At 61.1% G+C, this 25,221-nt stretch carries 21 protein-coding genes; 7 read left to right on the top strand and 14 right to left on the bottom strand.

The window, feature by feature from the left end; translation table 11 throughout:
- Window positions 1–125 precede the first annotated feature (125 nt).
- Both ACILSI_RS04140 and ACILSI_RS04135 read right to left on the bottom strand, forming a co-directional pair.
- Complete coding sequence (locus ACILSI_RS04140; RefSeq protein WP_395720583.1) at window positions 126–1,421, bottom strand: formylglycine-generating enzyme family protein; 1,296 nt, start codon at window positions 1,419–1,421, stop codon at window positions 126–128.
- A 26-nt stretch (window positions 1,422–1,447) separates the two neighbouring features.
- Complete coding sequence (locus ACILSI_RS04135; protein WP_395720582.1) at window positions 1,448–2,242, bottom strand: hypothetical protein; 795 nt, start codon at window positions 2,240–2,242, stop codon at window positions 1,448–1,450.
- A gap of 123 nt (window positions 2,243–2,365) precedes the next feature.
- On the opposite strand from ACILSI_RS04135, the gene ACILSI_RS04130 reads away from it, so the two are divergent.
- Complete coding sequence (locus tag ACILSI_RS04130) at window positions 2,366–2,629, top strand: hypothetical protein (RefSeq protein ID WP_395720581.1); 264 nt, start codon at window positions 2,366–2,368, stop codon at window positions 2,627–2,629.
- Between the two features lie 13 nt (window positions 2,630–2,642).
- Here the strand turns inward: ACILSI_RS04130 and ACILSI_RS04125 are convergent, their stop codons facing one another.
- Both ACILSI_RS04125 and trpD read right to left on the bottom strand, forming a co-directional pair.
- Window positions 2,643–3,524, bottom strand: coding sequence for a hypothetical protein (locus ACILSI_RS04125; RefSeq protein ID WP_395720580.1), 882 nt, complete (start codon window positions 3,522–3,524; stop codon window positions 2,643–2,645).
- 49 nt (window positions 3,525–3,573) lie between these two features.
- Window positions 3,574–4,611, bottom strand: a complete 1,038-nt coding sequence (gene trpD / locus ACILSI_RS04120) for an anthranilate phosphoribosyltransferase (RefSeq protein WP_395720579.1) — start codon at window positions 4,609–4,611, stop codon at window positions 3,574–3,576.
- 64 nt (window positions 4,612–4,675) lie between these two features.
- Here trpD and ACILSI_RS04115 point away from each other — a divergent pair, with 64 nt between their 5' ends.
- Window positions 4,676–6,403, top strand: a complete 1,728-nt coding sequence (locus tag ACILSI_RS04115) for an Hsp70 family protein (RefSeq protein WP_395720578.1) — start codon at window positions 4,676–4,678, stop codon at window positions 6,401–6,403.
- Here the strand turns inward: ACILSI_RS04115 and ACILSI_RS04110 are convergent, their stop codons facing one another.
- A complete protein-coding gene (locus ACILSI_RS04110; RefSeq protein ID WP_395720577.1) occupies window positions 6,404–7,126 on the bottom strand; it encodes a hypothetical protein in 723 nt (240 codons plus the stop codon).
- A gap of 22 nt (window positions 7,127–7,148) precedes the next feature.
- Between ACILSI_RS04110 and ACILSI_RS04105 the strand changes: the two genes are divergently transcribed.
- Window positions 7,149–7,343, top strand: coding sequence for a hypothetical protein (locus ACILSI_RS04105; RefSeq protein ID WP_395720576.1), 195 nt, complete (start codon window positions 7,149–7,151; stop codon window positions 7,341–7,343).
- 179 nt (window positions 7,344–7,522) lie between these two features.
- Here ACILSI_RS04105 and nadB read toward each other — a convergent pair whose 3' ends face one another.
- The 5 genes from nadB to ACILSI_RS04080 all read right to left on the bottom strand — a co-directional run bounded on the left by nadB (window position 7,523) and on the right by ACILSI_RS04080 (window position 12,466).
- A complete protein-coding gene (gene nadB / locus ACILSI_RS04100) occupies window positions 7,523–9,127 on the bottom strand; it encodes an L-aspartate oxidase (protein ID WP_395720575.1) in 1,605 nt (534 codons plus the stop codon).
- 42 nt (window positions 9,128–9,169) lie between these two features.
- Window positions 9,170–10,288 carry an aldo/keto reductase gene (locus tag ACILSI_RS04095; RefSeq protein WP_395720574.1) on the bottom strand — a complete coding sequence of 373 codons (1,119 nt, stop codon included), beginning with the start codon at window positions 10,286–10,288 and terminating at the stop codon, window positions 9,170–9,172.
- A gap of 125 nt (window positions 10,289–10,413) precedes the next feature.
- Window positions 10,414–11,145 carry a hypothetical protein gene (locus tag ACILSI_RS04090; RefSeq protein ID WP_395720573.1) on the bottom strand — a complete coding sequence of 244 codons (732 nt, stop codon included), beginning with the start codon at window positions 11,143–11,145 and terminating at the stop codon, window positions 10,414–10,416.
- Window positions 11,142–11,744, bottom strand: a complete 603-nt coding sequence (locus ACILSI_RS04085; protein WP_395720572.1) for an RNA polymerase sigma factor — start codon at window positions 11,742–11,744, stop codon at window positions 11,142–11,144. The genes ACILSI_RS04090 and ACILSI_RS04085 overlap by 4 nt, the downstream gene beginning before the upstream one ends.
- Before the next feature lie 200 nt (window positions 11,745–11,944).
- A complete protein-coding gene (locus ACILSI_RS04080; RefSeq protein ID WP_395720571.1) occupies window positions 11,945–12,466 on the bottom strand; it encodes a glutathione peroxidase in 522 nt (173 codons plus the stop codon).
- 145 nt (window positions 12,467–12,611) lie between these two features.
- On the opposite strand from ACILSI_RS04080, the gene ACILSI_RS04075 reads away from it, so the two are divergent.
- Together ACILSI_RS04075 and ACILSI_RS04070 are read left to right on the top strand one after the other, a co-directional pair.
- Window positions 12,612–14,630, top strand: coding sequence for an FAD-dependent oxidoreductase (locus ACILSI_RS04075; protein ID WP_395720570.1), 2,019 nt, complete (start codon window positions 12,612–12,614; stop codon window positions 14,628–14,630).
- A gap of 56 nt (window positions 14,631–14,686) precedes the next feature.
- The gene (locus ACILSI_RS04070) at window positions 14,687–16,507 is read left to right on the top strand and encodes a monovalent cation:proton antiporter-2 (CPA2) family protein (protein ID WP_395720569.1); all 1,821 of its coding nucleotides are present in this window, start codon (window positions 14,687–14,689) and stop codon (window positions 16,505–16,507) included.
- 26 nt (window positions 16,508–16,533) lie between these two features.
- Here ACILSI_RS04070 and ACILSI_RS04065 read toward each other — a convergent pair whose 3' ends face one another.
- Both ACILSI_RS04065 and ACILSI_RS04060 read right to left on the bottom strand, forming a co-directional pair.
- Entirely contained in the window at window positions 16,534–17,169 is a 636-nt protein-coding gene (locus ACILSI_RS04065; protein ID WP_395720568.1) for a DUF1080 domain-containing protein, read from the bottom strand.
- 66 nt (window positions 17,170–17,235) lie between these two features.
- Entirely contained in the window at window positions 17,236–20,778 is a 3,543-nt protein-coding gene (locus tag ACILSI_RS04060; RefSeq protein ID WP_395720567.1) for a hypothetical protein, read from the bottom strand.
- 98 nt (window positions 20,779–20,876) lie between these two features.
- Here ACILSI_RS04060 and ACILSI_RS04055 point away from each other — a divergent pair, with 98 nt between their 5' ends.
- Together ACILSI_RS04055 and ACILSI_RS04050 are read left to right on the top strand one after the other, a co-directional pair.
- A complete protein-coding gene (locus tag ACILSI_RS04055) occupies window positions 20,877–21,587 on the top strand; it encodes an SGNH/GDSL hydrolase family protein (RefSeq protein ID WP_395720566.1) in 711 nt (236 codons plus the stop codon).
- Window positions 21,588–21,589: 2 nt separating this feature from the next.
- Window positions 21,590–22,405 carry an SGNH/GDSL hydrolase family protein gene (locus ACILSI_RS04050; protein WP_395720565.1) on the top strand — a complete coding sequence of 272 codons (816 nt, stop codon included), beginning with the start codon at window positions 21,590–21,592 and terminating at the stop codon, window positions 22,403–22,405.
- A 6-nt stretch (window positions 22,406–22,411) separates the two neighbouring features.
- Here the strand turns inward: ACILSI_RS04050 and ACILSI_RS04045 are convergent, their stop codons facing one another.
- Window positions 22,412–23,071 carry a response regulator gene (locus ACILSI_RS04045; RefSeq protein WP_395720564.1) on the bottom strand — a complete coding sequence of 220 codons (660 nt, stop codon included), beginning with the start codon at window positions 23,069–23,071 and terminating at the stop codon, window positions 22,412–22,414.
- Entirely contained in the window at window positions 23,068–25,188 is a 2,121-nt protein-coding gene (locus tag ACILSI_RS04040; protein WP_395720563.1) for a sensor histidine kinase, read from the bottom strand. Before ACILSI_RS04040 ends, ACILSI_RS04045 begins: the two co-directional genes overlap by 4 nt.
- Window positions 25,189–25,221 lie beyond the last annotated feature (33 nt).

Raw genomic sequence — 25,221 nt, 5'->3', positions numbered from 1 at the left:
AACGCCTCGCTTTGCGTGCCGACAAAACCGCCTCATCCTTTGCGGGGTTCATCACTTTCGCCGCCCTCCTGGATAGAACTCACCTCGCTTGATTTGCAAAGACACCGCCTAGTCCTGCTGGCGTGCTATGGAGCAGACTCGAGAACGCAACGGAATCCTCGGTTGTAGAAACGACCTTCAGGAGCAATATGCTCACGGTTCGATGATAGCAGGACATTACTTTCGCAGCTGAACCAAGAGCCGCCACGCAATACACGCTCATCCCCAGCCGCGCTGTATTTGTCTTCACACCACTCCCACACATTACCACCCAGGTCGTAAATGCCTTGCTGAGTGGGCTTGAAACTCATTACCGGTGCGGTTGTGACAATCCCATCGTTGTAGCCAACGATAAATGGCTGTGTTGGGAATTTTGAATTCCAGGCTAAATCGCCGTAGTTCCCGGCCAAGTCGCTCGATTGCGGCGGATAGTGGCCGCCCCATGGGTATTCCTTTTGTAGTTTTTGACTCATCATTTCCGGAGTCATCGCCCGCGACCACCTTTCCTTGTTACCGATGCCCACCGCATAACTCCATTCCTTGTCTGTTGGTAAGCGATAGGAAAGCCTTTCCTTCTTGCTCAGCCAGGCACAAAATGTCTGCGCGTCATCCCAGTTTACATTGGTTACCGGATGGTCTTCTCCCGTGCTGACCGGAACACCGTCTCGACTGGCGGCTTTCCAGCCATCATGCACTCCGACGTTCTCGGCGGAGTATGCGGCATAATCCCCCTTTCGAGTCTCATGAATGCAAATAAGAATGTTGGTTCCTTGCACAGGAAGAAATTTCATCCCGAGGCTGTTCACGAACATTTTGCCTCCAGGGGCCAATGAAACAGTTTTTTCTGAATCTGAAACACTGGAGGCAGGTGCGAGCAGTTCTTCGCGCATTTTCTTGGCGGCCATCGCCTCATCCAGCTTGCCATTTTTAGTCAGGGTATCGATCACCACTTCGAGCGACTTGGCCAAGACATCTTTGAGTGGGCGCAATTTTTTATCCCTATCGAGTTCCAATTTTGCCAGCGCTGTGCGGTAAGTGGCTCTCAAAGTTTTAAGACCGGCGGCTGTCTTGGCGTCATCTGCTGCCGGAGTGTAGTTGCCAGCCTGCACAGCCTCCTTCTCCGTCTTGATAGCAATGGCTTCCTCCAATTTTCCCGACTTCTGGGCTGCTTCCTGAGATCGTTCCAGCGCGGCGGCAAACTTGGTATTCAGATCCGCAACCGCCAATTCATGCGGGCGCAAAACATCGAGTTTCACTTTTTCATCATACTTTGTCTTCAGTTCTGAGGTGGACCCCGGCACACTGACTGTTTGTGAAAGCGCGGCGCTGAGCGCCAGTCCTGTAAACACCAAGACGATGAGAAATGCGGCTGGATTTTTCATGAATGTTTCGAATGAGTTCAGAGTGCTTACAAAAGATCAAATGGCGTCAGAAAACCCACGATCTCGGAACCTGCCTTTTTAGAGGTCACTAGGAGGGGCTTGCCACCGCTCTGATTCAAAGCTTGGGCAATCGTCGCCGATGAATGGATGCACACTGCATCATCAAGACTCGGAAACGAATCTTTATCCTCCATTGCCTCTTCGAGTGATGTGGCGAGGCGCTTTTTCCTTTTTGCATTGGAACAGCCTTGCAGATACTTGGCAACCGCCAAGTCAGATACCAATCGCCATTTGCCGTCTCCCATCGCCACGGGCAAATACGAAAATGAATTCGTCAGCATGATCTGTCTGACGATGCTGATGGGCTGCCAGCTATGGGCAAATACAGGATTACGAATCATGAAGTCACTGACGGTTGTTTCCATTTTTTTGACCTCCTTGAGATTGGTTTCTTTGATTCTCAACGCATCCTCCAAAACTATGGCCAGTTCAATCGCGTGGATCGTCAGATGTCGAGCGTAAGCACCGACGTGCAAAGCGTCGTTTCGTGCGTTTTTGACTTCGTTGTAGAGCAAATCGAAGGGCGTGTGCAGTTCTCGCCACTCGCTGGGAATATCCGAAGCCAAAGCAGATAGCTCTGCAAGATCCTTCAAGGGAGGCTGATATGGCCCCAGTGCTTCGATTCTTCCCAGCAAGAAACTTCCGAGACGTTCAATCGCATGGATAATCCCTTCGAACGCTTCTGCGTCCTTGATCGCATTTTCTCGCGCTGCCTGAAGATCGAGCCGGAAAGCACGAGCAGATTTTTCATCCAAATGCATTGGCTTTGATAAAAGGAATCGAGAGATGCCGCAAGGTTTTTGATGGGCATCTGGCGAACTGACAGCCAGGGGATGAAATGAACTTGGCGTGGATTTTCAAAGGGCTAAGACTAGACTTCAGCCATGCCCGCCGTCGCCACCCGTGATCTCGCCAGCCTCATCGCCGAGGAAGCCGCCATGCTGCCGGCGGACAAGCAGTCCTCCGTGCTCGACTATGTGCTGTTCATCAAGCAGCAGGTCCGTTTGGAGGATGAGACCGAGGAGGACGGCGATGCGATTTGGGAGCGCCTGCTCTCCGACCCCAAAAAGACGGCGCGTGTTGCCGCCTGGGCTGAGGAGGCCATGAAAGAAGGACCGTCGGAACCTCTCGACTTGTCCAAGCTGTGAATATTCGTTTGTTTTAACGCAGCGTCACCGGCTGCGGGCGTTGATAAACGACGGAATCCATCGCTTGTTCAAGCGCCAATCCGCTGAGCACGGGCTCCAGGTCCGGGTGGTGGGCGGCTTCTTCGACCTTTTTCATCTGCATCAGTCCGGCGAAGTCCTGTTTCTCGATGGCCTTGCGCACCTCCGGGTCGTAGCCAAGTTCGGCGATGCGCGGGTGGTTCAGCGCGGCGGCCGTGGAGGGGCTTTGGGCGGCGAGGCGCTGCCACATGCTGCCTTCCGGCCACAGAATCAGCAGGCGGGCGAGGTTCGCGGTGGCCTTGATGTCATACGGATCGAGTTTTTCGGCCAGCTTGCCGAAGGGGCTGCCGTCCATGCGCTGGCTGAGGCTGTGCCAGAAGGATTTCGCCTGGCTTTCCAGTTCGCCGCCTTTTTTCACCACCTCGGAGGCGCTTTCCATGCCGTAAATGTTGCCGACGAGCCGCAGCACCATGCTGGCGATCCACAGCAGCGCCCCGGAGGGGATGAAGCTCATCATCACCCCTTTCCAGCCGGCCATGCCGCCGAGGATTTTCAGGAAGCCCAAAGTGGCCAGGAGATACATGCCGAGCTTGCACAAAAAGTAGGTCAGCAGGCCGGCGGCGGCGGAAAGCATCAGCAGGCGGTCGGTGCTCATGCCCATGCCTGTCGCGCCAAAAATCTGCACACGATGCCGGAACACATACCACGCGACACCCACGGAGATCGCCAGCGTCGCCACGCCAACAATCTGGCGCACCGCACCACGGGCGAAGGCCAGACCGGCGGTGAAAAACAAGAAACCGACGATGCCCCAGTTCACCCAGGTGCTAGAGGGCACCTTCTGGACGGTTTCGAGCACTTCGCTGGTCATGGGCATGGGAATGATCGTAACATCTCTCGCCGCGCTGTCTCGCGGGAAAATGGCCTCAGCACAGGTCTTGCATGGCCCGCAGCTTCGCATGCGCCGCGCCGCGCTGGAGAAGTTCCTCCGCCAGCGCTTTGCCCGCAGGCAGGTCCGGGGCTTTGCCTGTGATGACAAAACCCGCCGCCGCGTTCAGTACGGCGATGTCGTGCTTCGCGCCTTTGATGGTCCCGGCCAGCACACCTTCGAGGATCGCCGCATTCTCAGCCGCATCGCCGCCGACAAGCTCTTCGAGCCTCGCTTTGCCGAAGCCGAGAGACTTGGGATCGATCTTCGCCTCGCGGAGACTGCCATTTTCGAGCTGGCAGACTTCGTTCAGGCCCAGCGTGGAGAGTTCATCCATGCCCAGGCCACTTCCGGTGCTGCCATGCACCACCCACGCGCCTTTGCGGCCGAGCTGCACGAGGATTTCGCCAAAGGCGCGCGTCAGTTTCGGATCAAACACGCCGATGAGCTGGTAGTCCGGTCGGCTTGGATTCAAGAGCGGCCCCAGCACGTTGAAAATCGAGCGCTGGCCCTCGGCAGCGAGCATCTTCCGCGCTTCAGCCACCGCCTTGAAGGCCGGATGATACAGCGGCGCGAAAAAGAAGCCCAGACCAATGCTTTCGATGCCCGCGACGACTTTCTCCTTCGGCAGGTCGATCTTGATGCCCAGCGCCTCCAGCACATCCGCGCCGCCCGCCTTCGAGGTGATGCCCCGGTTGCCATGCTTCGTCACACACACGCCACCAGCGGCCAGGATGAACATCGCTGTGCTCGACACATTGAAGAGATGCAACTGGTCACCGCCCGTGCCCACCACATCCAGCATCGGTCCCGGCAGTTTGGTGCGGTCCAGGCCCGGATCGACCGCCAGCTTGAGGAATTCATTCACAAAGGCCGCGATCTCCGCCGGCGTCTCGCCCTTCTTTGCCAGCGCCCGCAGAAAATTCGCCTTCGCCGCCGACTCAATGGCCGGATCGACCAAATGCGCCGCTGCTTCGGCAATCTGGGCGTCGGTGAGGTTCGTTTTGGAGAGAAGCTGGTGGGTGAGCGATTCCATGATTTGATTTTGAATGCCGCCCCGTGTTTAGCAACCCTCGAACTTGAAACCTGAAACTTTGAACTTGGCTCCGATCCTCGGCATCGACCTCGGCACGACGAATTCCCTCGTCGGCGTGGTCGATTGCGGTTTCCCCATTCTGCTTGCCGATGAGCATGGCAGCCGCAGCACGCCCAGCGCTGTTTGCATCGCGGAGAATGGCGCGATCACCGTCGGAGCCGTCGCTTTGCGCCAGAGGGCGCTGCATCCCACGCGCACGATCACCTCGGTGAAGCGCCTCATCGGTCGCAGGCCCGGTGAAGGCGGATGGGTGCCGCCCTATGCTCTAGGTGATTTGAAAACCTCCCCCGTCGAGGTCTCGGCGGAGATCTTGAAGCACTTGAAAGCCGTCGCGGAGCGGGCGCTGGAGCAAAGTGTGTCGCAGGCCGTCATCACCGTGCCCGCCTATTTCAATGACGCCCAGCGCAACGCCACGAAGCGAGCCGGAGAGCTCGCCGGACTCGAAGTCCTGCGCATTTTGAGCGAACCGACCGCCGCAGCACTCGCCTACGGCCTCGACAAACTCGGGGAGCATCAAAAAGTGGCCGTCTATGACCTCGGTGGCGGAACCTTTGACATCTCCGTGCTCGAAATGCGCGACGGTACCTTCCAGGTGCTCTCCACCGCCGGAGACACACAGCTTGGTGGCGACGACATTGACCGCCTGCTTGCCGGATTTATCGCCGAGCGGCTCAACTTGCCTGCCAATGACATCCGTGTGCTCGAAGGGGCCGAAGTAGTCAAAAAACGCCTCTCCAGCGACGAAACGGCCTCCTTCAACGGTCTGGACATCACCCGCGCCGATCTCGAAAAAATCGCCCGCCCATGGATTGAGCGGACACGCATGCACTGCCTGCGCGCGTTGAGCGATGCGAAGATCAAACCCGATCAGCTCGACGAAGTCATCCTCGTCGGCGGCAGCACCCGCATGCCGTTGGTGCGCGATTATGTGCGCGAACTCTTCGGACGTGAGCCAAACACTTCGCAAAACCCCGACGAGGCCATCGCGCTCGGCGCCACGATCCAGGCGGGCATTTTGGGCGGCAGTCTGCGACAGGTGTTGCTGCTCGATGTCACACCGCTCTCGCTCGGCATCGAAACCTTCGGCGGTTTGATGAACATCATCATCCCGCGCAACACAACGATTCCTGCCAAGGCAGGTGAGATGTTCACCAACGCCGTCGCCAACCAGGACAGCATGCTGATTCGCATCCTTCAAGGTGAACGTGAGCTGGCCAAGGACAACTGGGAGCTAGGCCGCATTGAGGTGCCGTTTCCAGCGGGACCGAAGGGCAGCGCCCGGGTCGGTGTGCAGTTCAGTTTGGACGCGGATGGCATCTTGAAGGTGCTTGCGCGTGACACGGCCACGAACCACGACCGCACGCTCGAAATTCGCGGCACCGCCGTCGACGTCGAAGATGAACGCGTGGAGCAGATGATTGCCGAGAGCGTTGATTTCGCCTTTGAGGACATGAACGAGCGCATCTGGACCGAGGCGAGGCTCAAGGCGGAAGAATTGCTGCCCGCCGTCGATGCCGCGCTTGCTCAACTTGGCGATGCGATCAGCGCCGAGGAGAGCGCCACCGTGCTCCAGCATGCCGCCGAGGTGCGCCGTCTGCTCGTCTCTGCCGAGCACAACGCCCAAGCCCTCAAATCTGCCACTCAGTTGCTCGACGAAGCCACGCAAACGCTTGCTGTGCTGCTCATCGACCGGGCGATGGAGGAATCCCTGGTTCGACGCGGGCTGGTGTGATCAGCGAACCACGCTGGCACCTTGCTTGAAGTACGCATCACGCATGCGGCGGAGTTCATCGAGACGTGAGGAGATGGCGGTGTGCTCGCGTTCTTTTTCGACCTTTTGCTGGCGGACGAAATGGTTGTTGTCGCCAATGTTGCGCCAAGGACCGGAGGGAACCTCGCTGACATCCACGAAGCGCCAGTCGCAGCGGGACATGCTTTTCAGGCCGAGGTAGTCGCGGATGGCAGGTGAGATGTCGATCCCGGCGCCGTTGTTGCTGGCGTTCTTTGGGCGGGCGTTGCCGAAGACATAATCGTGATCGTCTGTGACAAAGGGGCCGCAGTCTTCCCACTGGGCGTAGCAAACGCGGTTGCCGTGGCGGATGGCCACCCACTGGCCTTTCAGCACCGTCCTGCCTGAGCGGCTGAAGCGCTGCTGGAACCACGGGATGACTTTGGACGCCTCGGGCTTGTGCGAGTTGTAGTCGATCACGTCATTGTAAGGCAGCGCGATGTAAAAAGGGTTCTGCTTGGGCATGAACCCGATCGGGGTGAAAGCCTCGGAACGCTTGGTGGGGTCAGGGTCGTCGTATCCGCCGAAGTTTTCCATCCACTTGGTGTCCCAGGAGCTTTTGTCGTTCGGCGTGGGATTGTTTTCCGTTGGCTGCTCCCCCACCCAGAACACGGTGGCCACGATGTCGAGCTTCCAAGGGTAGCGGGCATAGCCAAGGCGGGGCATTTGAGAGGGGAGCGATGCAGGCATGGAAGACACCAAGCTTGGGGCTTTGCTCTGCGGCAGCGCTGTCGCGGATTCGCGTTTCTTCAAAGCCGCCACAGCACCTGTGGCGGAAACGGATGACGCGCTCTGTCCAAAAGCCGCCAGCACCGTCGCGAAGAACGCGGCGACGATCATTGGGAAAGAACGTCCGGCAGGCATAGGGGTTGAGGCGATTTAGGTGAATTTTAGCAGCTTCACGGGGTGAACTGCAATCTGTAATTCGTGCGGTGAGGCACGCGTGAATGGTTTCGATGGATGAAACAAACCCACAGAAATCTGGACAGGCACCGCTGCGGGCCGTTCAAAAACGAACTTGGCACGAGGCTGCCGCCACAACGCAGGAAGCCGGCAATAATCTCAATAGCGCCGCAGCGTGCTGTCCTGTGGCGGTCGCGTGTCGTCCGTTTGCGGGTAGTCCAGCGTGTAATGCAGACCCCGGCTTTCATGCCGACGGATGGCGCACTCGACGATGAGGGAGGCGGTTTCGACGAGGTTGCGCAGTTCCAAGATCTCGCTGGTGACGTGGTTGCTCCAGTAAAACTCCTGCACCTCACGCTTGAGATTGCGCAGACGGGCGGCGGCGCGTTGGAGGCGCTTGTTGGTGCGCACAATGGAGACGTAGTCCCACATCAGGCGGCGGATTTCGTCCCAGTTGTGGTAGATGACGACGAGTTCGTCATTCTCCACGTCACCGCTGGTCTGCCAGGGACGCAGATCGTAGCTCTGCTCGGCTTGTTTGCCCTGCGGGATCTTTTTGAGCAGATGCGCCACCGCCCGCTGCGCGGTGACGCAGCATTCGAGGAGTGAATTGCTGGCGAGACGGTTAGCGCCATGAAGGCCGGTGCAGCCGACTTCGCCCACAGCACAAAGACCCCGGATGTTGGTGGCGCCGTTCACATCTGTGAGGACGCCGCCGCACTGGTAATGCGCGGCGGGCACCACGGGGATCGGCTCCTTGGTGATGTCGATGCCGACTTCGAGACAGGCCTTCTGGATGTTCGGGAAATGACTCGCGATGAAGTCCGCCGGCTTGTGGCTGATATCGAGATACACGCAGGGGCCGCCGGTGCGCTTGATCTCGTGGTCGATGGCGCGTGAGACGATGTCACGCGGGGCCAGGGAGCCGCGTTTGTCGTAACGCTGCATGAATTCCTGGCCGTCCTTACCGATCAACCGCGCACCTTCGCCGCGCATCGCCTCGGTGATGAGGAAGGAGCGTTTTTGAGGATGGTAGAGGCAGGTCGGGTGGAACTGGATGAATTCCATGTTCGAAATCGTCGCCCCGGCGCGCCAGGCCATCGCCACACCGTCTCCCGTCGCGACGCGTGGATTCGTTGTGTACAAATACACGCGTCCGCAGCCGCCGGTGGCCAGGATCACACGGTCGGAGCGGAAGGTGTGAACGTCGCCGCTCGTCTCATCGAGCACATACAGCCCCAGCACACGGTCTTCAGACACGAGGCCGAGCTTGGCAGTGGTGATGATGTCGATGGCGTAATGATTCTCGTAGATCTTGATGTTTGGCTTCGCTCGCACGGCGGCGAGCAGCTTCTCGGTGATCTCACGGCCTGTGGCATCGGCGGCATGCAGCACCCGGCGGGCGGTATGGCCGCCTTCCTTGGTCAGATCGAACTCCAGATGGCCGCTTTCCGACTCGCGCTGGTCGAAATCCACACCCCACTTTACCAAATCGGCGATGCGCTCCGGCCCTTCGCTCACAATGGTGCGTACGGCCGGTTCTTTGCACAGACCAGCGCCGGCGATGAGCGTGTCACTCACATGCTTCTCAATGGAATCCGTCTCAGCCGTGACACAGGCGATGCCGCCCTGCGCCCAGTTTGAGTTCGAGTCCAAAGCGCCGCGTTTGGTGACCATCACCACACTGCCATGATCCGAAGCATGCAAGGCGGCCACGAGGCCGCCCGCGCCGGTTCCGACGATGATAAAATCTGCCTCGATCATGGGTGATGCCTATCAACGTGGAACGGCCAAGATGCAAATGCGCTACCACGCCGTGCCCAAACTCCAGCGCGTCGCAAGGTCGAGCAGGTCGGGGCGCATCGGCCATTCGTCGGCACGAGGTTCCTGCCCCTCGTGACGCTGGCTGGCGCCCTTGAGAGCCATGCAGCCGGTGTTGTCGCCGATCTGGCGGATCGCCTCGACTTCCTCGGCAGTCAGGCGCTGCTCTGGCAGGGCGGCGAGATCATCGAGCTTGCTCTCGATCGTGCGCGCACCTTCGCCGTGCTCCTGAATCAGCGTGGGGACGACGCTTTTCACGCCTTTGTTTCCCAGCGTCCACTGGCAGGCCAGTTGTAGCATGGTCAGGCCGTGTTTTTCGGCATAGGGCCGCACCTTTTCGAGTTTTTCGACGCCGTGCTCGATCCAGTCGCCCGGACGATGCGTGCGGTGGTCACCATCGCGGAACTTGTGACCGGGCTTCACATCATCGTGGAACAGACCGCCGTAATCGACCACACGGGCCAGAATATCGACGCCGTTCTTTTCCGCCGCGCCGAGCACATGCTGGCCGGGCCAAGGCTCGAAGGGATTCAAGATGATCATCGCCCAGTCCATGCGGTCGCCAAAACGCTCAAAGCACTCGATCATGTCGAGTGTGAAGCCGTTCGCGGGTCCGGGGGCGATGCCGAGACGGTCTGTGAGACCTTCGGTCTTCAGCGCAGTGAAGGCATCCCACACTTTTTCGCTCGTGTAGGCGATGCTATCGGGATTGTGCAGCATCAGCAGGTCAAACTTCGAGGTCTGGCAGCGTTCCAGGCTCTTCTCCGTCGCCATTTTGAGGTAGTCGTAATACTTCTCCGGCCCGCGCAGCGTGGGATCGGTGAAGCGCGGGTAGCCGCGTGAACCCTGGCGGATGCCCTCGTAAATGTCGTGGCCCACGATGCCTGCGAGGCAGTATTCCTCACGCGGGATGCCCTTCAAAGCCTCACCCAGGAGCGAATCGGCACGCCCCACGCCATACACATCCGCCGTGACAAAGGTGCGCACGCCCTTGTTAAAAGCATCGCGCATCAACTGCATGTAATGCTCTTCCGTGAGCTGCTCTCCATAATGCATGAAGCGTCCGCCGCTCCAGGTTCCGTAGGCTGTCCGTGTCAGGTTCATAAAAGGTCGGTTGGTTTTTGAGGGGCGGATACATACCGAGCCTGTCCGGGCTTTCAAACGCGGATCAGAACGCGCCGCAAATGGCGCGGGGTGCATGACAATTCCTGTCATGCGACGATTTTCACTCAAACCAGTCCGAACAGCTTCTTCAAGGCCGCCTCGTCCGCCGTGGTGGCGAGCATGAAGACGTGGGAGCCATGGCTCCAGGAGGCGTAGCGCCAGTTCTTCGCGGATTTGAAGCAGGGGGCGTCGGCGGCGGGGCAGTCGCCGAGGTTCGTGTTATCGAGGACGACGAGATGGGCCTCCTTGCCGGTTTGGAGTTCGAAACAGATGATCGTGGCGGCATGGCCGTCGATCTGGACGCGTTTGCAGCCATAGGTCCGCAGGCCGGCGAGAGCGGGAGGCAGCGCGCTCGGACACGGGCATTCGGCCAGTGTCAGATGCTTCTTCACCGCCTCCAGGCTCGCCTCCCGCTCATCGAGCTTCATCACGCCGTATTCGACTTTGGCGACGGCGGCGAGAGATTCGGACTCCCAAGCGGCCATGGCGGAGTTTCCAGGCCAGAACAGGGCCCAGCCAAAGGCCAGGCAAGCAGCGGCGGCGATGAGTGTGGGCGTCACCCAGCGCGTGCTCTTTTTGGGGCGGGCATAGGCGGAGCTGAGGATGCTATCGCGCAATCCAGGTGCCACGGGCAGGTTTTGAAATGCATCGGCCACACTCGCATCGAAAGCGGTGCGCTGCTCCAGCCACGCGGCCAGCTCTGGATCGCTTTCCGCCTGCGCACGGGCCTCTGGCGACGCGTCCTGGGGGCGGAGCGTGGTGGCGTCGAGTTCGAGTCTGGCTTCTTCGCGGTTCACGAGGTGAATGGGGCAGGGATGATGTTGGCGGCGGTGGATTCTTCGAGGCGGAGCAAAATGGATCGCAAACGGTCTTTGGCGCGGGAGAGGCGTGACATCACCGTGCCGATCGGCAGGCCCAAAGTTTCGGCGATGTCGCGATAGGACAGTTCTTTGAGGTAAAACAGCACCAGCGGGGCGCGGTAATTGGGATCGAGCTGCTCCAGGGCCGTTTGCAGGGTAGCGCTGTCCACGCGCGGATTTTCGCCTTCATCGTGAGGCTGGCTCGCGCCATGCAGGTCCGGCTCAAACTCGACCTGCTCGTGTTTTTTCTCCCGACGGGCGATGCTGAGCCATTCGCGGTAGATCGTGGTGAAGAGCCAGGTCTTCACTTTCGCGGCATCCCGCAGCGTGTGGCCCTTCCTCGCCCATTGCAGGAAGGTCTGTTGCACGAGATCCTGCGCCGTCGCATCACTCCGGCACATGCTCAGGGCAAAGCGGTGGAGCCCCTGGTAGTGGGCGTCCACGATCTGCTCGAAGCTGGGCGGGGAGTCGGTCACGCGGCGTGCTATCGGGCGGTACGCGGGCAGTTCAATGCCGAAATTGAGGGTGAGTTCCATGAGGGCATGCGGGCCATTTCGACATAAGAGGGGTGGAAGGCCGGCTTATTCCCACAGGCGGTGAGAAAATGGGTTCGTTTGGCAAATAGGACTGCCATGGAACAACCTGCGGCAAGCTCGTGGCTGACGCATGATCGGCAGGAGTGAACGGTGTCACCCAGGATTCTGTGAACCCTGGGGCTTCATGACGCAAGCCCGGCTTACTTCAGCGCCGCCTCAATCGCCGCGAGCAGCTCCGGCGATTCCGGCTCCACATCGGAGCCAAAGCGCTTCAAGACCTTGCCGTCCTTGCCGACGAGGAACTTTTCGAAGTTCCAGCCAACTTCACCGGCGGCGGATTGCAGGGCGGCGTAGAGCGGGTGCTTGGCATCGCCTTTGATCGCGACTTTGGAGAACATCGGAAAGGTCACCTTGTAGTTCTCGGTGCAGAAGGTCTTGATGACCGCCTCGGTGCCAGGTTCCTGGCCGCCGAAATCGTTGCAGGGGAAACCGAACACGGCCACGCCCTTGGCCGCCATCTTCTCGTGCAGCGCCTGCAATCCGGCATACTGACCTGTGTAACCGCACTCGGAGGCGACATTGACGATGAGCAGCACCTTGCCCGCGTAGGCTTTGAGCGTGGTGTCCTTGCCGTCGATGTCTTTGACGGCGATGTCACTCACGTTGGTTTCGGCGGCGAGTACAAGGGAGGTCATGAGGAGGGAGAGCAGAAGGGTTTTCATGGTGCGTTGAGTTACGACGAAAACAGCGGCGAGCGCTCAGGAAAAGGACGAATTTTGAGTCGGGCCTCGTCTGAAGACCGGCCTGGGGCCCGAAAGTTCATGCCACATTGGCCCGGCGTGTGCGCTGCCGCGTGGTCTGCCGCCCATGCACGAGACCCCATCCCGCCATTTCGACGTTGCCATCATCGGCGGAGGTTTTGCGGGGGTGTATTGCGCGCAGCAGGTGCTGAAGCGGCTGGGGGCGGAGCGGTTGCGCGTGGGCGTGATCGCGAGTGAGAACCACATGGTCTTTCAGCCCATGCTGCCGGAGGTGGTGGGCGGGTCGCTCTCGCCACAGCATGTGGTGAATCCCATCCGCATGATCTGTGATGGTGCCGACGTGCTGAAAGCGCAGGTGACGGACCTAGACCTGACAAACCGGGTGATGACACTGGACGGCGGACGCTTCACCCCGGCGGTGAAGGTGAGTTTTGACCATTTGATGCTCGCCCCTGGAGCGGGCGTGGATTTGAGCCGCATTCCGGGCATGTCCGAGCATGCGTATCTCATGCGTACCGTCGGTGACGCGATGAAACTGCGTGCGGCGATCATCAGCCGCATGGAAGAGGCGAATCTGATCAACAAGGCACAGCAGCGGAAGGAAATGCTGTCCTTCGTGGTCGTGGGCGGCGGTTACTCGGGTGTGGAGACGGCGGGACAAATTCAGGATCTCATTGTCGGCGTGCGGCGCTATTACGACAACATCGAGGAAGGCGAGGCGAGCGTGACGCTGATCCACAGCGGCGACCGGCTGCTGGGAATGTTAGGCAAGCGATTGGGCGACTACACCGGCAGTTGCTTGGCAAAAATGGGCGTGAACATCGTCTTCAACAAACGCGTGCGGGCTGTGACGGCGCGCACGGTGCAGCTCAATGATGGGACCACGATCACCTCGCATCTCGTGGTCTGCACAGTGGGCAATGCGCCTCATCCGCTGATCAAGGCGCTGGGAGAAAGCGGCGCGGTGCCGCTGGAGCGCGGCAAGCTGGTGGTGGAGGCGACGGGACAGGTCAAAGGACTCGAAAAAGTGTGGTCGGCTGGCGATTGCGCCGTTTTTCCAAAGGCCGATGGGGGTTGCTGCCCGGAGACCGCGCAGTTTGCCATGCGCCAGGGCGCCTTGATCGGCGACAACATCTTTGCCAGCCTGCGCAAGCTGCCACTGAAGCCCTTCAAGTTCACCGGGCTTGGCGAGTTGGCGACCATCGGGCATCGCAAAGCCGTGGCGATGGTGATGGGGCTGCGCTTTTCCGGCCTGCTGGCCTGGTTCATGTGGCGCAGTGTTTATTTGATGAAGCTGCCGGGCCTCGACCGCAAACTGCGGGTGATGATGGAGTGGACCTTCGAGCTGTTCTTCCCACGCGACATCAATCTGCTCACGCCGAGCTTCTCCTCCCCGCTGGGAGAAATGCACCTGGAGGCGGGAGATTCACTGTTCCGCAGCGGCGAACCGGCGCAGTCGCTGTATGCCGTGAAAAAAGGCTGCGTGGAGATCACGGACGCGCAGGGCCAGATCGTGAAGTCCGCCGTCGCTGGCGAGCACTTCGGCGAGCGGGCGCTCATGGGCGACGGCATCTGGCGCTTTGACGCGACGGCGAAGGAATCGAGCGAACTCGTCGCCATCGACGGCGGCACCTTCAAGACGCTGGTAAAGAGCATCGGCTCGCTTGAATCCCTCTTCAAATCGACCGCGCAGCAGTACCACCTGCCGGAGGAAATTCAGAAGACCGTGGACGCGATCTCCGAATCCACACGTTCGGCCACAGCGGCGGATGTGATGACAAAAAACATCGCTTCGCTCGATGCCGCGCTGTGCGTGCAGGACGCGGTGGAGGAGTTTCAGCGTCACCCGCACAGCACTTATCCCGTCACGGAGGACGGCAAGGTCATCGGACTGCTGCGGCGCTCCGTGGCCTACGACTGGCTCAAAAACCACGGCCTCACCTGCCGCGACGGCTTGAAGGATCTGCCGCTCACCACGCCCTTCTGCGTGCGCGGCGAGGTGCTGGTGCCGGAGCTGGTGCAAACCCTCATGCGCACCGGCGTGAGCAAGGCCGTGGTGATGGACGCCGAGCGCCGCCTGCTCGGCATGGTGACGGTGTTTGATCTGCTCAAAGGGGCGCGATGAACGGCAAATCTGATTTGGCATCGCCGTGATTTTGGCGTCAACATTCGTCCACGCGCATGCACGATCCGAACTTTTTTCTCTCCGCCTTCATTTACCTCGCGGCAGCCGTTCTTCTGGTGCCGGTGGCGCATCGGCTGGGATTGGGCAGCGTGCTGGGTTATTTGATCGGCGGGGCGTTGATCGGACCGTTTGTGCTGGGATGGGTTGGTGGCGCTCAAGGCGAGGAGGCGCTGCATTTCGCGGAGTTTGGCGTGGTGATCATGCTGTTCATGATCGGGCTCGAACTGGAACCATCGCGGCTGTGGCGCATGCGCGGGCCAATTTTTGGCCTCGGCGGGATGCAGGTGGTGTTCACGGCGCTGGCGGTGATGGGCATCGCGCTGGCTTGCGGGCTGGAATACAAGCCTGCCATCGCCACGGGCATGATTCTGGCGCTGTCATCGACGGCGATCGTGATCCAGACGCTGCAAGAGAAGGCGCTGATGCGCACCGATGGCGGCGCGGATTCGTTCGCGGTACTGCTGTTTCAAGACATTGCGGTCATTCCGATGCTGGCGGTGTTTCCGCTGCTCGCAACGAGTGGAACAACGACCGAGCATCATGGCTGGCTGCAAGAGCTGCCGCATTGGGCGCAGCCGCTCGTCACACTGGGCGCGGTGGTGGCAATTGTGATCGCAGGTCAGTTTGTGGTGCCGCGCGGGTTTGCGATTCTGGCGAAAACAGGCTTGCGCGAGCTGCTCACGGCGGCGGCGCTGCTCTTGATCGTCGGTGTGGCGCTGCTGATGACACAGGTCGGCCTCTCACCGGCGCTCGGTGCGTTCGTGGCGGGCGTGGTGCTCGCGGGGAGTCATTACCGGCATGAACTTGAGAGCAATCTGGAGCCGTTCAAAGGCCTGCTGCTCGGCTTGTTCTTCCTCGCGGTCGGTGCCTCGCTGGATTTCAGCGTGATCGCGGCCAAACCGCTGCTGGTGGCCGTTTTGGTGCTGACGTTGATCGTGTTGAAGACCGTGGTGATGTTTGTCATTGCCACGGTGCTGAAGATTCGCGGCAGTCACCGCTGGTTGCTCGCCCTGGCGCTGGCGCAGGGCGGCGAGTTTGCCTTTGCGCTGCTGTCGATGGCCTCACAGCAGCAAATTCTCGATGCGGAGAATGCGAAGCTGCTCGTGGCCGTCGTGGCGCTCTCCATGGCGGTTACGCCGCTGCTGTTCATCCTCTATGAGCGCGTCATCGCGCCGCGTTACACGGCGGTGAGCAAGGAGGAGCGCGCTCCAGACACGATCGACGAGCATGCGCCGGTGATCCTGGCTGGCTTCGGCCGCTTCGGCAATTTCCTGGGCCGCTTCATGATGTCGCAGGGTGTGAAGGTGACGGTGCTGGAAAGCGATCCCGACCATGTGGACATGCTGCGCGCCTTTGGCTTCAAGGTGTTTTATGGTGGTGCCACGCGGCTCGATCTGCTGCATGCGGCGGGCATCGAGCAGGCCTGCATGCTGATCATCGCGCTGGCGGATCAGTCCAAGGTGGCGCGGCTGGTGACGGAGGTGCGCGAGAAATATCCGAGCGTGCGCATCCTGGTGCGCGCGCAGGATTACGACCACCGCTTTGAGCTGCTAAAGCTCGGCATCGAGGCGGAGGACATGGTGCACGAGCAGATGCACAGCGCGCTGGTGCTGGCCACGCGGGCACTGCAAGCGCTCGGCAAACCTGCCGCCGCGATGGAAGAAGCGGCGCGCAAGTGGCGGCGCTACGACGATGAGACAATGCACCTCATCGTTCCGGTGCAGGACGATTTCGATGCCTATGCGAGCATCGTGCGCGAGCGTCGCATTCAGTTGACGCAGTTGTTTGAGAAGGATCGCGCGGAAGTGGAAAAGTAGGCTTGTTGCGGCGCAACCGGACTACTTTATTTCGCCGTGAGGCGAATGTTGCGGAACCACGTCTCGTCGCCGTGTTCGGTCAGCATGATTTTGCCTTTGCCGGGAGCGAAGCCTTCCTTGTTCTTGAACTTGCTCTTCCCGACCATTTCCTTCCACTCAGGCGTCGTGGTGTCCGCCTCGCAGGCAAGAGCACCATTGAGCCAATGCTGGATCTTGCCGTCCTGGACGATGATCTTGCTCGTGTTCCACTCGCCGGCGGTTTTCACCAGCTTGTCCTTTGCGGGTTCTTTGATGTCGTAGATCGATGCCGTGGTGTGGGAGCCGCCGCGCAGGCCGTCGGGATGGCCGCTGTCGTCGATCATCTGGTATTCGATGCCCAGCCATTCCTTGCCGCCGATCTTGGTGACCCAGTATTTGATGCCGTTGTTGCCCTTGGAATTGAGCTTCCATTCCCATTCGAGCTCGAAGTTCGAGTATTCGTTCTTGGAGATCAGGCTGCCACCGCCTTTGCCAGTGAGATGGATCGTGTTATCACCTTCGGCCGTCCAGCCGCCGGAGGGTGCGGCGTCCTTGGTGTCAGTGAAATCGGCGAGCGTCAGATAAACCGGCTCAGCGGCGGATACGAACGAGACGAGGGCGAGGGAGCAGAGAAGCGTGCGCATGGTGGTTGGGGAGTGGCGGAGCGCCCATCAAAGTCGCGTTGAGGCGGGACGCCAGCGCGTTTTTCCTCAATCATCCACCACGATCCGCCCCGGCGGGTTCACGCGGATGATCTCATGAGCGGTGGTGAAAAGAATGACGTAGCCACGGCTGTCGAAGGCCATCGGCGTGCCTTCACAGGGCTTCGGGAGGTGGAAGCGGCGCGTGATCATGCTGGTCTTCTTGTCCATCTGCACGAGCACGTCGGGACGCTCCAGCCGCCAGGAGCGTTTGCGCTTTGAGCGGCCCGGAGTTCCGCCTTCCGGCATGTCATCCGGCGAGCCGGGCTCGACACCGAGCAGACGCAGGCCGTCGCGATGCTCCATGTGAAAGAGCAGCCCGTCCTCATGCAGCGTGAATTTCGTCCCGCCCGGCCCCCACCAGGCCACTTCGAGGCCCGGTTTGTTTTTCAGCGGCGGACGCGGCAGTTTGACCACATGCGTCTTCCCGTCCGGCTCCACCCACGCGCACACCGGCTCGGGGTTCTCGCCCATTTGAGAGGACACCATGAGCACCGCGCCGTCGAGCCATTCGGAGATCTCACCCTTGCTGTAAGTCGGCAGCGGCAGATCAATGCGGCGGCAGCCGGCGTAGCGCTCGCCACGCGTGTCGAAGGGCGTGAAGCGCAGCCCCAGGTCGCGCGTGTTGTTCCATGGCGGCTCGATGATGTTGCAGTGCTCCGGCGTGAAGATCATCGGCCACTCGTTTCCCTCAATGAGCGGCGACTCGGCGCGCATGAGCGGCTTCCATGGGATGTGCATCACGTCAAAGCCCGCCAGCGCTCCCTTGCCCGTGATGATGCCGCGATCCGAGGCGAAGGTGACGTGCCACGAATGCACCGCGAAGCCGAGATGGCCGATGAACTCGTCATTGAGCTCCGGCAGGTCCGGCGCAATCGAGCGGAGGCCCTGTTCCGCAGGCATGGAGGCCTGATAAGGCCGCAGTTGCACCAGCGGCAGCGTCTTTGGAAAAGATTCACGCGTGACGAAGGCGATGAATCGCGGCTTCTGCTCCCCGGCGCGGCCGTCCGAGGGAAAAACGAGATCGCCATCCCCCGCCCAGTCAGACGGGCGGAAGCGCTGCATGCGCGCGCGTGAGCTGCGGTTCAGCGGCGTATGCGTCAGCGAGAGATTGCCCGCCTGCCAGCCGGTCGAAGCGACCGGCACAGGGCCGAGCGGACGCTGTTCCGCATCGAGCAATATCATGCGCGTGATGCTGTGCGGCTGCTCGGGCCATTCGGTGAGCAGATATTCCACACCGTCCTCGATCTGGACCGGCGGCGCGATCACACGGCCCCAGCGGTGCGCGTCCTCCGGCCGCCAGGATGCCGGCTGCGGGACGTTTGCGAGATCCGGGCATGGAACGGAGGCGATCTCCTCTGCAGCGGCCGGTTCGCGGCCGTTGGCGAACAAAACCGGCCGCGTGGAGAAAAATCGCGGCTCGCTTGAGGAGGTCATGCCGTTGATTTGGGAGCGCAGCATGATCTTCAGGCAGCCCGAGGCGGGCAGCGTGATCAATGTGTGCGATCCGCTCGCCGCCGCGTTCGGAATCGTGGCCAGAGAGCGCAGCTTTTGCGGATCGTCTCCGGCGAGCACTTCGAGTGAAAATTTCCCACCGAGCCTGGCGAGCGCGGGAAGCGCGGTCCCGGCACGCCACCAGCGCGCGTCCGCCAGCTTGTCCGCAGGCGTGCGCGCGTCGCGGTCACCGGTCGTGATGATCATGGCGCGATCCGGCGCGAAACCGAGTTCCGGCAGCACAAGCTGCCACTGCGCCGTCACGGCCTCGTTTTCACCCGCCGCCGGGCGTATCCACGCCTCGACCGAAGGCACGAGATCGCCGCGTCCAGTGATCAAGTCGCGCAAGGCCGCGAGTTCCCGCGTCATCGACGTGTAAAAGGATGTGACGCGGTGTTTGGGCAGTTTTTCCAGTCCTGTGACGAAGCGCTCGAAGCCTTCCAAATAATCGCAGGCCATCAGCGCCTCCCCCACGCGCGCCGCGATGCCCGGCGGCGGCAGCGCGGTGCTGCTCATCTCCGCGTGGTGCCGCTCCCACAAGCCCAGCGCCATCATCGCAAACTCCACGCCACCATTTTTTCCAGCGATCACGGCGATGCGTGTGAGAGGCAGCAGATGCTCCTTCTGCTGCGAGGACTGGTCCAGCGCACCGCCCCAGGCCGTGGCGAGCTGCCGCGTTTGCGTCAGATTTTTCCGTCGCAGCACGATCTGCGCGTAGCGCTCCCAATGATCCAGATCATCGAGGCGCGGCGTGGCGTTTTGCATCGTGGTGAGCACATGGCCGAGCCGTTCGCCCTCGCCACCGCGCTCCAGGCCCTCCAGACAGCCAAGCAGGCTCTCAAACGAGGCGCGATCAGTGTTGTCCTTTAATTTTGTGCTCAAACCGAGCGCCAGTTCCTCCAGCCATGGTCCCGATGCGTTCTGCGGATGACTGCCCGGTGGTGCGAAGGCCGTGAGCCGCAGTGCCACACGCGCACGGGCCTCCGCGCTCAAGTTTGAGGCCAGCTCCATTTGCTCCGCGCTCACGCCGCCATCCAGCGCGCGCGCCAGCAGCGCATGCGTGACGAGATTTTCATTCCACGGCTGCTCTAGCGCGACGCGCAGGCAATCCTCCGTGAAGGCGGGATCATCCGCCATCGCGGTGCTCAGGATCTGTCGTGCTTGCGTGGCCGGCTGGTGCGGCGGCGTGGTGTCCTCCCACATGCCGAGCAGCTCGCTGAAGCCGCGCCCGAGCTCCTGATCTGTGTTTTCGCGTGAAACAGGCGCGAAAACGAGCAGTCGTGCCATCTGCCGCGCCAGCGCGGGCTGGCCGCTGTTTTGCAGATCACGCAGCACCACCGCGAAATTCGCCGGATCACCCAGCACGAGGCGCGGTTGCGTGTTTTGCACCGCCTCCAGCAGGATTTGGAGGAGCAGCGGCTCCTTCCTCGCCGCATCGTGGCGCAGGATGGTCAGCACGAGTCGGCAGGCGTCCGGCCGCGCCGTGTTCCTCGGCGCGTTTTCCAGCGCGGCGGCCACGGCCTTGACCCATTCGATGAGATGATCCGCCTTCACCGCGCGCTCCAACCAGTCCACACCGCGATAGGCCCGCAATTGTTTCTCCCAGTGCGGCGAGGCGAGGTCCACACGCCGCATGCCCTGCACACACGCCTCAACCGCCCACACCGCGGCATCCTTCTGCGGAGACGCGTCATACTGCTCCGCGCGGCCGAACCAGCCCTGCGGGAGATTTGGTGCAGCCTGCAGCACCAGATCGTCCGACGCGCTGATCTCCTCGGCGGGCCGTTTCAGCTCGCGGGCCAGGCGTGCCAGCAGCAGGCACTCGATCTTGTGCTGCTGCGGCGGTTTTGCGCGCTCCCGCAGCCATTCATAAAGCGCCGGTTGCCCCGCCGCCGGCACTGCCAGTTCACGCAGCGCCTCGTCCACGCCGTCCGCGTGCTCCACACGCTGGCGGAAGGCGGCATCGTCGAATTTCGTCTTCCAAGCGGCTGTTTCCGTCTGCGCCAGAAGCCCGAACGGTAGCCAGAGAAAAAGACGGAACACGAGGCGCGGCATCATGGTGGGCATTTCCGCAGGCTAGCGAAAAACGCCGCCCGTGGTCAAGCACGGCCTTCTTCGCCGAAATGTGGGCTTTGGGAACGCGTTGATGTGCGCGCATGAAACACCTCTTCCTTCTCGTCCTGCTCGCCACCGCCGTCACGCTCGCCGAAACACCCAAAAAACCCGTCAAACGCGAGCGCAAACCCAATCCCTCGCTCGTGAAAGTCGAGGACGTGGCTGGTCTGCCACGCGTGCTGCTCATCGGCGACTCGATCTCGATGGGCTACACGCTCGACGTGCGCGAATTGCTCAAGGGCAAGGCCAACGTGCATCGCATCCCCACCAATGGCGGACCGACGACGAACGGCCTCAAAAACATTCAGGCGTGGCTCGGCGAGTCGAAGTGGGACGTGATTCACTTCAACTGGGGCCTGCACGATCTGAAATACATCGCCGAAGATCCCTCGAAACGCGCCGACCCGAAGGCTCCCGGATCGCATCTCCAGGTGCCGCTGGCCGATTATGAGAAGAACCTCTCCGAACTCGTGAAAATCATGCAGGCGACTGGTGCGAAGCTCATCTGGTGCAACACCACGCATGTTCCCGCCGGTTCTGATGGCCGCATTGAAGGTGATGAGGTGAAATACAACGAGGCCGCTGCCCGCGTGATGAAAGCAGCCGGCATTCCCACCGATGATCTGCGCGCTCATGCTCTCGCCAAACCGGAGGCGCAACTTCCTGCCAACGTGCATTACTCGCCGGAAGGTTCTCGCTACCTCGCCGAGAAGGTCTCCGCCGTGATCACTGAACATCTGCCGAAGAAATGAGCATGCGATCACTCCTTCTTCTTTTGGCATTCGCGGGAATCGCGAACGCGCAGGTCAAATCGCAAAACGAGCCCACGAACGCCGCCGAAGCTGCCGCTAAGAAGGCGGCAGATGACAAGGCAGTCGATGAAAAATACCAAGCCTGGAAAGCGAAACTGCCTGCCGACCAACAGGCCTGGGAAACCGTGCTGGAGCAGAATCTGGGCAATGGTTTCTATCTGCCTCTCCACAAAAAGGATAAGATCGCAGGCCGCTCCAACGCCTGGGATTTTGTGCAGGATGATCCCAAGCTGCCGCGCGTGCTGCTGATCGGTGACTCCATCTCACGCGGCTACACGCTCGACGTGCGGAAGGTCATGGCTGGCAAGGTGAATGTGCATCGTGCGCCGGAAAACTGCGGTCCCACGGCCAATGGCGTGAAGAAGATCGACATCTGGCTCGGTGACGGCAAATGGGACGCTATTCACTTCAACTTCGGCATCCACGACCGCAAGACGCCCGCCGCCGACTACGAGCAGCGCCTTGAAACCCTCATCGCTCGCATGAAGCAAACCGGCGCGAAGCTCATCTTCGCCACCACAACACCTGTGCCGCCCGACACGAAGGACGGACCTGAAATTGTCACTCAAATCGCCGAGAAGAACGAAATCGCTCGGCGAGTGATGCAGAAGCACGGCGTCATCATCAACGACCTGCACGCCTTCCTTGCCCCACAGCTCGAAGGCATCGCCAATCCGAAGGATGTGCATTTCAATGCCAAAGGCTATGAACTCATGGGCCAGCAAGTGGCGAAGTCGATTGAGGCGGCGTTGAAGTAATTCACCTCACACCAACCGGTCCTTGAGCGCACGAGCCACGGCGGCGGCGCGGCTGTGGACGCCGAGTTTGGTGAAGAGGTTGCGTGTGTGCGTGCTGGTGGTGTGGATGCTGACCTGGAGGCGATCGGCGATTTCTTTGGCGGTGAGGCCTTCGACGAGAAGTTTGAGCAGGTCGTGCTCGCGTGGCGAGAGCGAAACGGGCTGCGCGGCGGGCTTGGTGAGCTTGGCGAGCATTTTGACGACGCTGGTCGCCACCTTGGGTGACATGGGCGAGCCGCCTTGCGAGGCTTCGATGATGGCCTCGACGACGGTTTCGGCGCGTGAGGTCTTCAACAGGTAGCCGCTGGCGCCGGCGCTGATGGCGCGGCTGATTTTTTCCTCGTCCTCGAAGACGGTGAGGATGACGATGCGGCAGTCGGGGGCGAGTTTGTGGACGTCGCTGATGATTTCGAGGCCGCTTCGGCCGGGCAGGCCGACATCAAGGAGTAGCACGTCGGGCTTTTGATCGGCAGGGGCACTTTTCAACGCGGCGAGCATGGTTTCGGCGTTGGCAAAGGCGGGCGCTGCGGCGAGGCCGCGCTCAGGCGCGCAGAGACGCTGCAAGGAGCGGCGGAAGGTGTCGTGGTCCTCGACGATCCAGGTCTGAATCAGAGTTTCAGGTTTCATGTTTCAGGTTTGAGCCAGCGTGGCCCGCGCGGCACGTCGAGGGTGATGGTGGTGCCTCCGCCGGGCTTTGAGAGAATTTGCAGATTCGCTTTCATCACAGCGGCGCGTTCGCGCAGGTTGCCGAGGCCGTGGCCGCTGGAGGATTGGTCGGTGTCGAAGCCGAGGCCGTTGTCGGTGATCTCGACGCGGAGACCGTCGGTGGTGGGTGCGAGGTGGAAGCGCACGTTCGTGGCCTGCGCGTGCTTGGCGATGTTGTGGAGGACTTCTTTGCAGAACAGGTACAACTCGCGGCGCGTCTCGATGTCCGGCTCCAACGTCAGGGGAGCGGCGGGCAGGGCGCAATCGAGCGTGTGATGACGGAGGAGGCGCTCGGTGAGGCGGTGGAGGACGTCGAGCCAGTCATTTTCGGCCTCGGATCGGCGGGTGCTGATGAGATCGACCATGTCACGCATGGAGTCGGCGGTTTCAGCAGCGACGCGCTCGATCTCGGCGATGTCGGCGCGCATCGAATCGGGAGTGGCATCGGCTTGCGCGGCGAAAGAGCAGATGAGAGTGATGCTGCCGAGGTTGGAGCCGATCTCGTCATGCAGATCACGCGCGAGCTTATCATGCAGGCGCTGCGCATCGCGGCGGCGGTGTAGGTGCTGCCGCCAGAACAGGAGGCCAAAGAGCAAAGTGATCCCGCCCACGCTGCCGACGCTGCCATAAACGAGCTGGCGCTGCGAGCGCTCGACGAGGGCGTCTCGTTTCGATCTCAGTTCATCGCGCTCACGCTCGAGTTTCTGCCGCGTTTCGAGCTGAGTGAACCATTCGGGCAACGAGATGAGGCGTCCGCCTTCGGTGAGGCCGTCGTTGAGGGCGGCGAGGCTCCAGTTTGCGGCATCGTCGCCCGTGAGCACATCGCTGGCGGTGAACTGGCCACGTTGGGCAATGTTTTGACCGTCGCTGAAGGCCTGAAACTCGGCGAGGGCAAAGACGTGGTCACCCTTGCGATACCAAAGCTGTTTGGTCGTGATGCGGATGAATCTGGCAGATGTGCGCCGTGCTGGAATGCAGACGAGGTTCATGCCGGGCGCTGGCTGAAATTTGTCCGTGACCTCATGCAGCAGCACGGCATCGCTGAAGTCTTCTTTTGTGGCGGCCTCGACCTTGAAGGTGACGGGGAAGCCGTAATCGAACCATAGCGGCACGTCTTTGCGACGCACGGGCACGAGGCGGATCTCATCGAGCGGTGTGACTTCCGGCAGCGTGAGCGTGAGCGTTTTTTCGTCGTCGGCCTTGTCGGAGACGGCGCTGTGAAAGCCGAGTGTGCCGCCGCTTTGCGGAGCCACGGGCAGGCCGAGCGGCGTGGTCATGTCGATGAGATTTAGCCGCGTCCAGGCTCGCGGCGCGTTGCGGGAGCTGGAACTGGTAACGGTGGCGTCGAGCGCGAGATTGCGATCCCCAGAAAGCACGAGCATCTCGGCCATGGCGAGAATTTCCGGGCCATCGACCGACCACGGGTCGGTAGCGGTGAAGCGCGCGCGTTTGATGCGACGAGGCTCAAATCGCGCGACGACTGGAAAGCAGCCGGGATTGCGAAAATCTGATGCGGTCTGATCCAGGATGACGTGCGGCTGATTTTGCTCATCGAAGACCTCCAGCTTGAAGCGCACAGGGAAACCGTAGCCGGCCACAACGGCGTTCGCGCCCTTCGCCAGCGGCGGCACAAGCACGATGCTGTCCACCGACGCGGCCTCTTTGAGCGTGAGCTCGAACCAGCGCACGTCCTCCTCGGTGGTGTAGCCGGTCTTGAGGCCGATGCGGAGGCAACTGTTGATCAGCATGAGTTCGGGCAGCCTGGCGAGCTGCTGCTCACGCTCGTGGATGCCGGCGCTGAGTGTTTCCAGCTCTGACCATGACCAGAAGGCGAGCCGGTCCACCCAGCGCGAGTCCGCGCCCTGGGCGGGGGAGAACGACGAAATCAGAGCCGAGCAAAGCGAGACAGACAGCCAACGGCTGCCCCGAAGGGGAGAGCAAAGCGAATCAATGACGAATGACGAAACAAGCCGCGCGAGGGCGCGTGGCAGGTTGTGGGTGCTGGACCGCAGTCTCGTCATTCGGGCTTCGATATTCATTCGTCATTCGGAATTCGCCATTCGTCATTTCCA

It is taken from the genome of Prosthecobacter sp. (genome assembly GCF_044232965.1).
Taxonomy (GTDB): domain Bacteria; phylum Verrucomicrobiota; class Verrucomicrobiia; order Verrucomicrobiales; family Verrucomicrobiaceae; genus Prosthecobacter.
This window is presented reverse-complemented; position numbering and strand designations above follow the sequence as displayed.

What these genes read in the sequence shown, in the direction of transcription:
- ACILSI_RS04140 (WP_395720583.1), bottom strand. Translation starts at nt 1,421, where the DNA reads ATGAAAAATCCAGCCGCATTTCTCATCGTCTTGGTGTTTACAGGACTG.
- ACILSI_RS04135 (WP_395720582.1), bottom strand. Translation starts at nt 2,242, where the DNA reads ATGCATTTGGATGAAAAATCTGCTCGTGCTTTCCGGCTCGATCTTCAG.
- ACILSI_RS04130 (WP_395720581.1), top strand. Translation starts at nt 2,366, where the DNA reads ATGCCCGCCGTCGCCACCCGTGATCTCGCCAGCCTCATCGCCGAGGAA.
- ACILSI_RS04125 (WP_395720580.1), bottom strand. Translation starts at nt 3,524, where the DNA reads ATGCCCATGACCAGCGAAGTGCTCGAAACCGTCCAGAAGGTGCCCTCT.
- trpD (WP_395720579.1), bottom strand. Translation starts at nt 4,611, where the DNA reads ATGGAATCGCTCACCCACCAGCTTCTCTCCAAAACGAACCTCACCGAC.
- ACILSI_RS04110 (WP_395720577.1), bottom strand. Translation starts at nt 7,126, where the DNA reads ATGCCCCGCCTTGGCTATGCCCGCTACCCTTGGAAGCTCGACATCGTG.
- ACILSI_RS04105 (WP_395720576.1), top strand. Translation starts at nt 7,149, where the DNA reads ATGGAAGACACCAAGCTTGGGGCTTTGCTCTGCGGCAGCGCTGTCGCG.
- nadB (WP_395720575.1), bottom strand. Translation starts at nt 9,127, where the DNA reads ATGATCGAGGCAGATTTTATCATCGTCGGAACCGGCGCGGGCGGCCTC.
- ACILSI_RS04095 (WP_395720574.1), bottom strand. Translation starts at nt 10,288, where the DNA reads ATGAACCTGACACGGACAGCCTACGGAACCTGGAGCGGCGGACGCTTC.
- ACILSI_RS04085 (WP_395720572.1), bottom strand. Translation starts at nt 11,744, where the DNA reads ATGGAACTCACCCTCAATTTCGGCATTGAACTGCCCGCGTACCGCCCG.
- ACILSI_RS04080 (WP_395720571.1), bottom strand. Translation starts at nt 12,466, where the DNA reads ATGAAAACCCTTCTGCTCTCCCTCCTCATGACCTCCCTTGTACTCGCC.
- ACILSI_RS04075 (WP_395720570.1), top strand. Translation starts at nt 12,612, where the DNA reads ATGCACGAGACCCCATCCCGCCATTTCGACGTTGCCATCATCGGCGGA.
- ACILSI_RS04070 (WP_395720569.1), top strand. Translation starts at nt 14,687, where the DNA reads ATGCACGATCCGAACTTTTTTCTCTCCGCCTTCATTTACCTCGCGGCA.
- ACILSI_RS04065 (WP_395720568.1), bottom strand. Translation starts at nt 17,169, where the DNA reads ATGCGCACGCTTCTCTGCTCCCTCGCCCTCGTCTCGTTCGTATCCGCC.
- ACILSI_RS04060 (WP_395720567.1), bottom strand. Translation starts at nt 20,778, where the DNA reads ATGATGCCGCGCCTCGTGTTCCGTCTTTTTCTCTGGCTACCGTTCGGG.
- ACILSI_RS04055 (WP_395720566.1), top strand. Translation starts at nt 20,877, where the DNA reads ATGAAACACCTCTTCCTTCTCGTCCTGCTCGCCACCGCCGTCACGCTC.
- ACILSI_RS04050 (WP_395720565.1), top strand. Translation starts at nt 21,590, where the DNA reads ATGCGATCACTCCTTCTTCTTTTGGCATTCGCGGGAATCGCGAACGCG.
- ACILSI_RS04045 (WP_395720564.1), bottom strand. Translation starts at nt 23,071, where the DNA reads ATGAAACCTGAAACTCTGATTCAGACCTGGATCGTCGAGGACCACGAC.
- ACILSI_RS04040 (WP_395720563.1), bottom strand. Translation starts at nt 25,188, where the DNA reads ATGAATATCGAAGCCCGAATGACGAGACTGCGGTCCAGCACCCACAAC.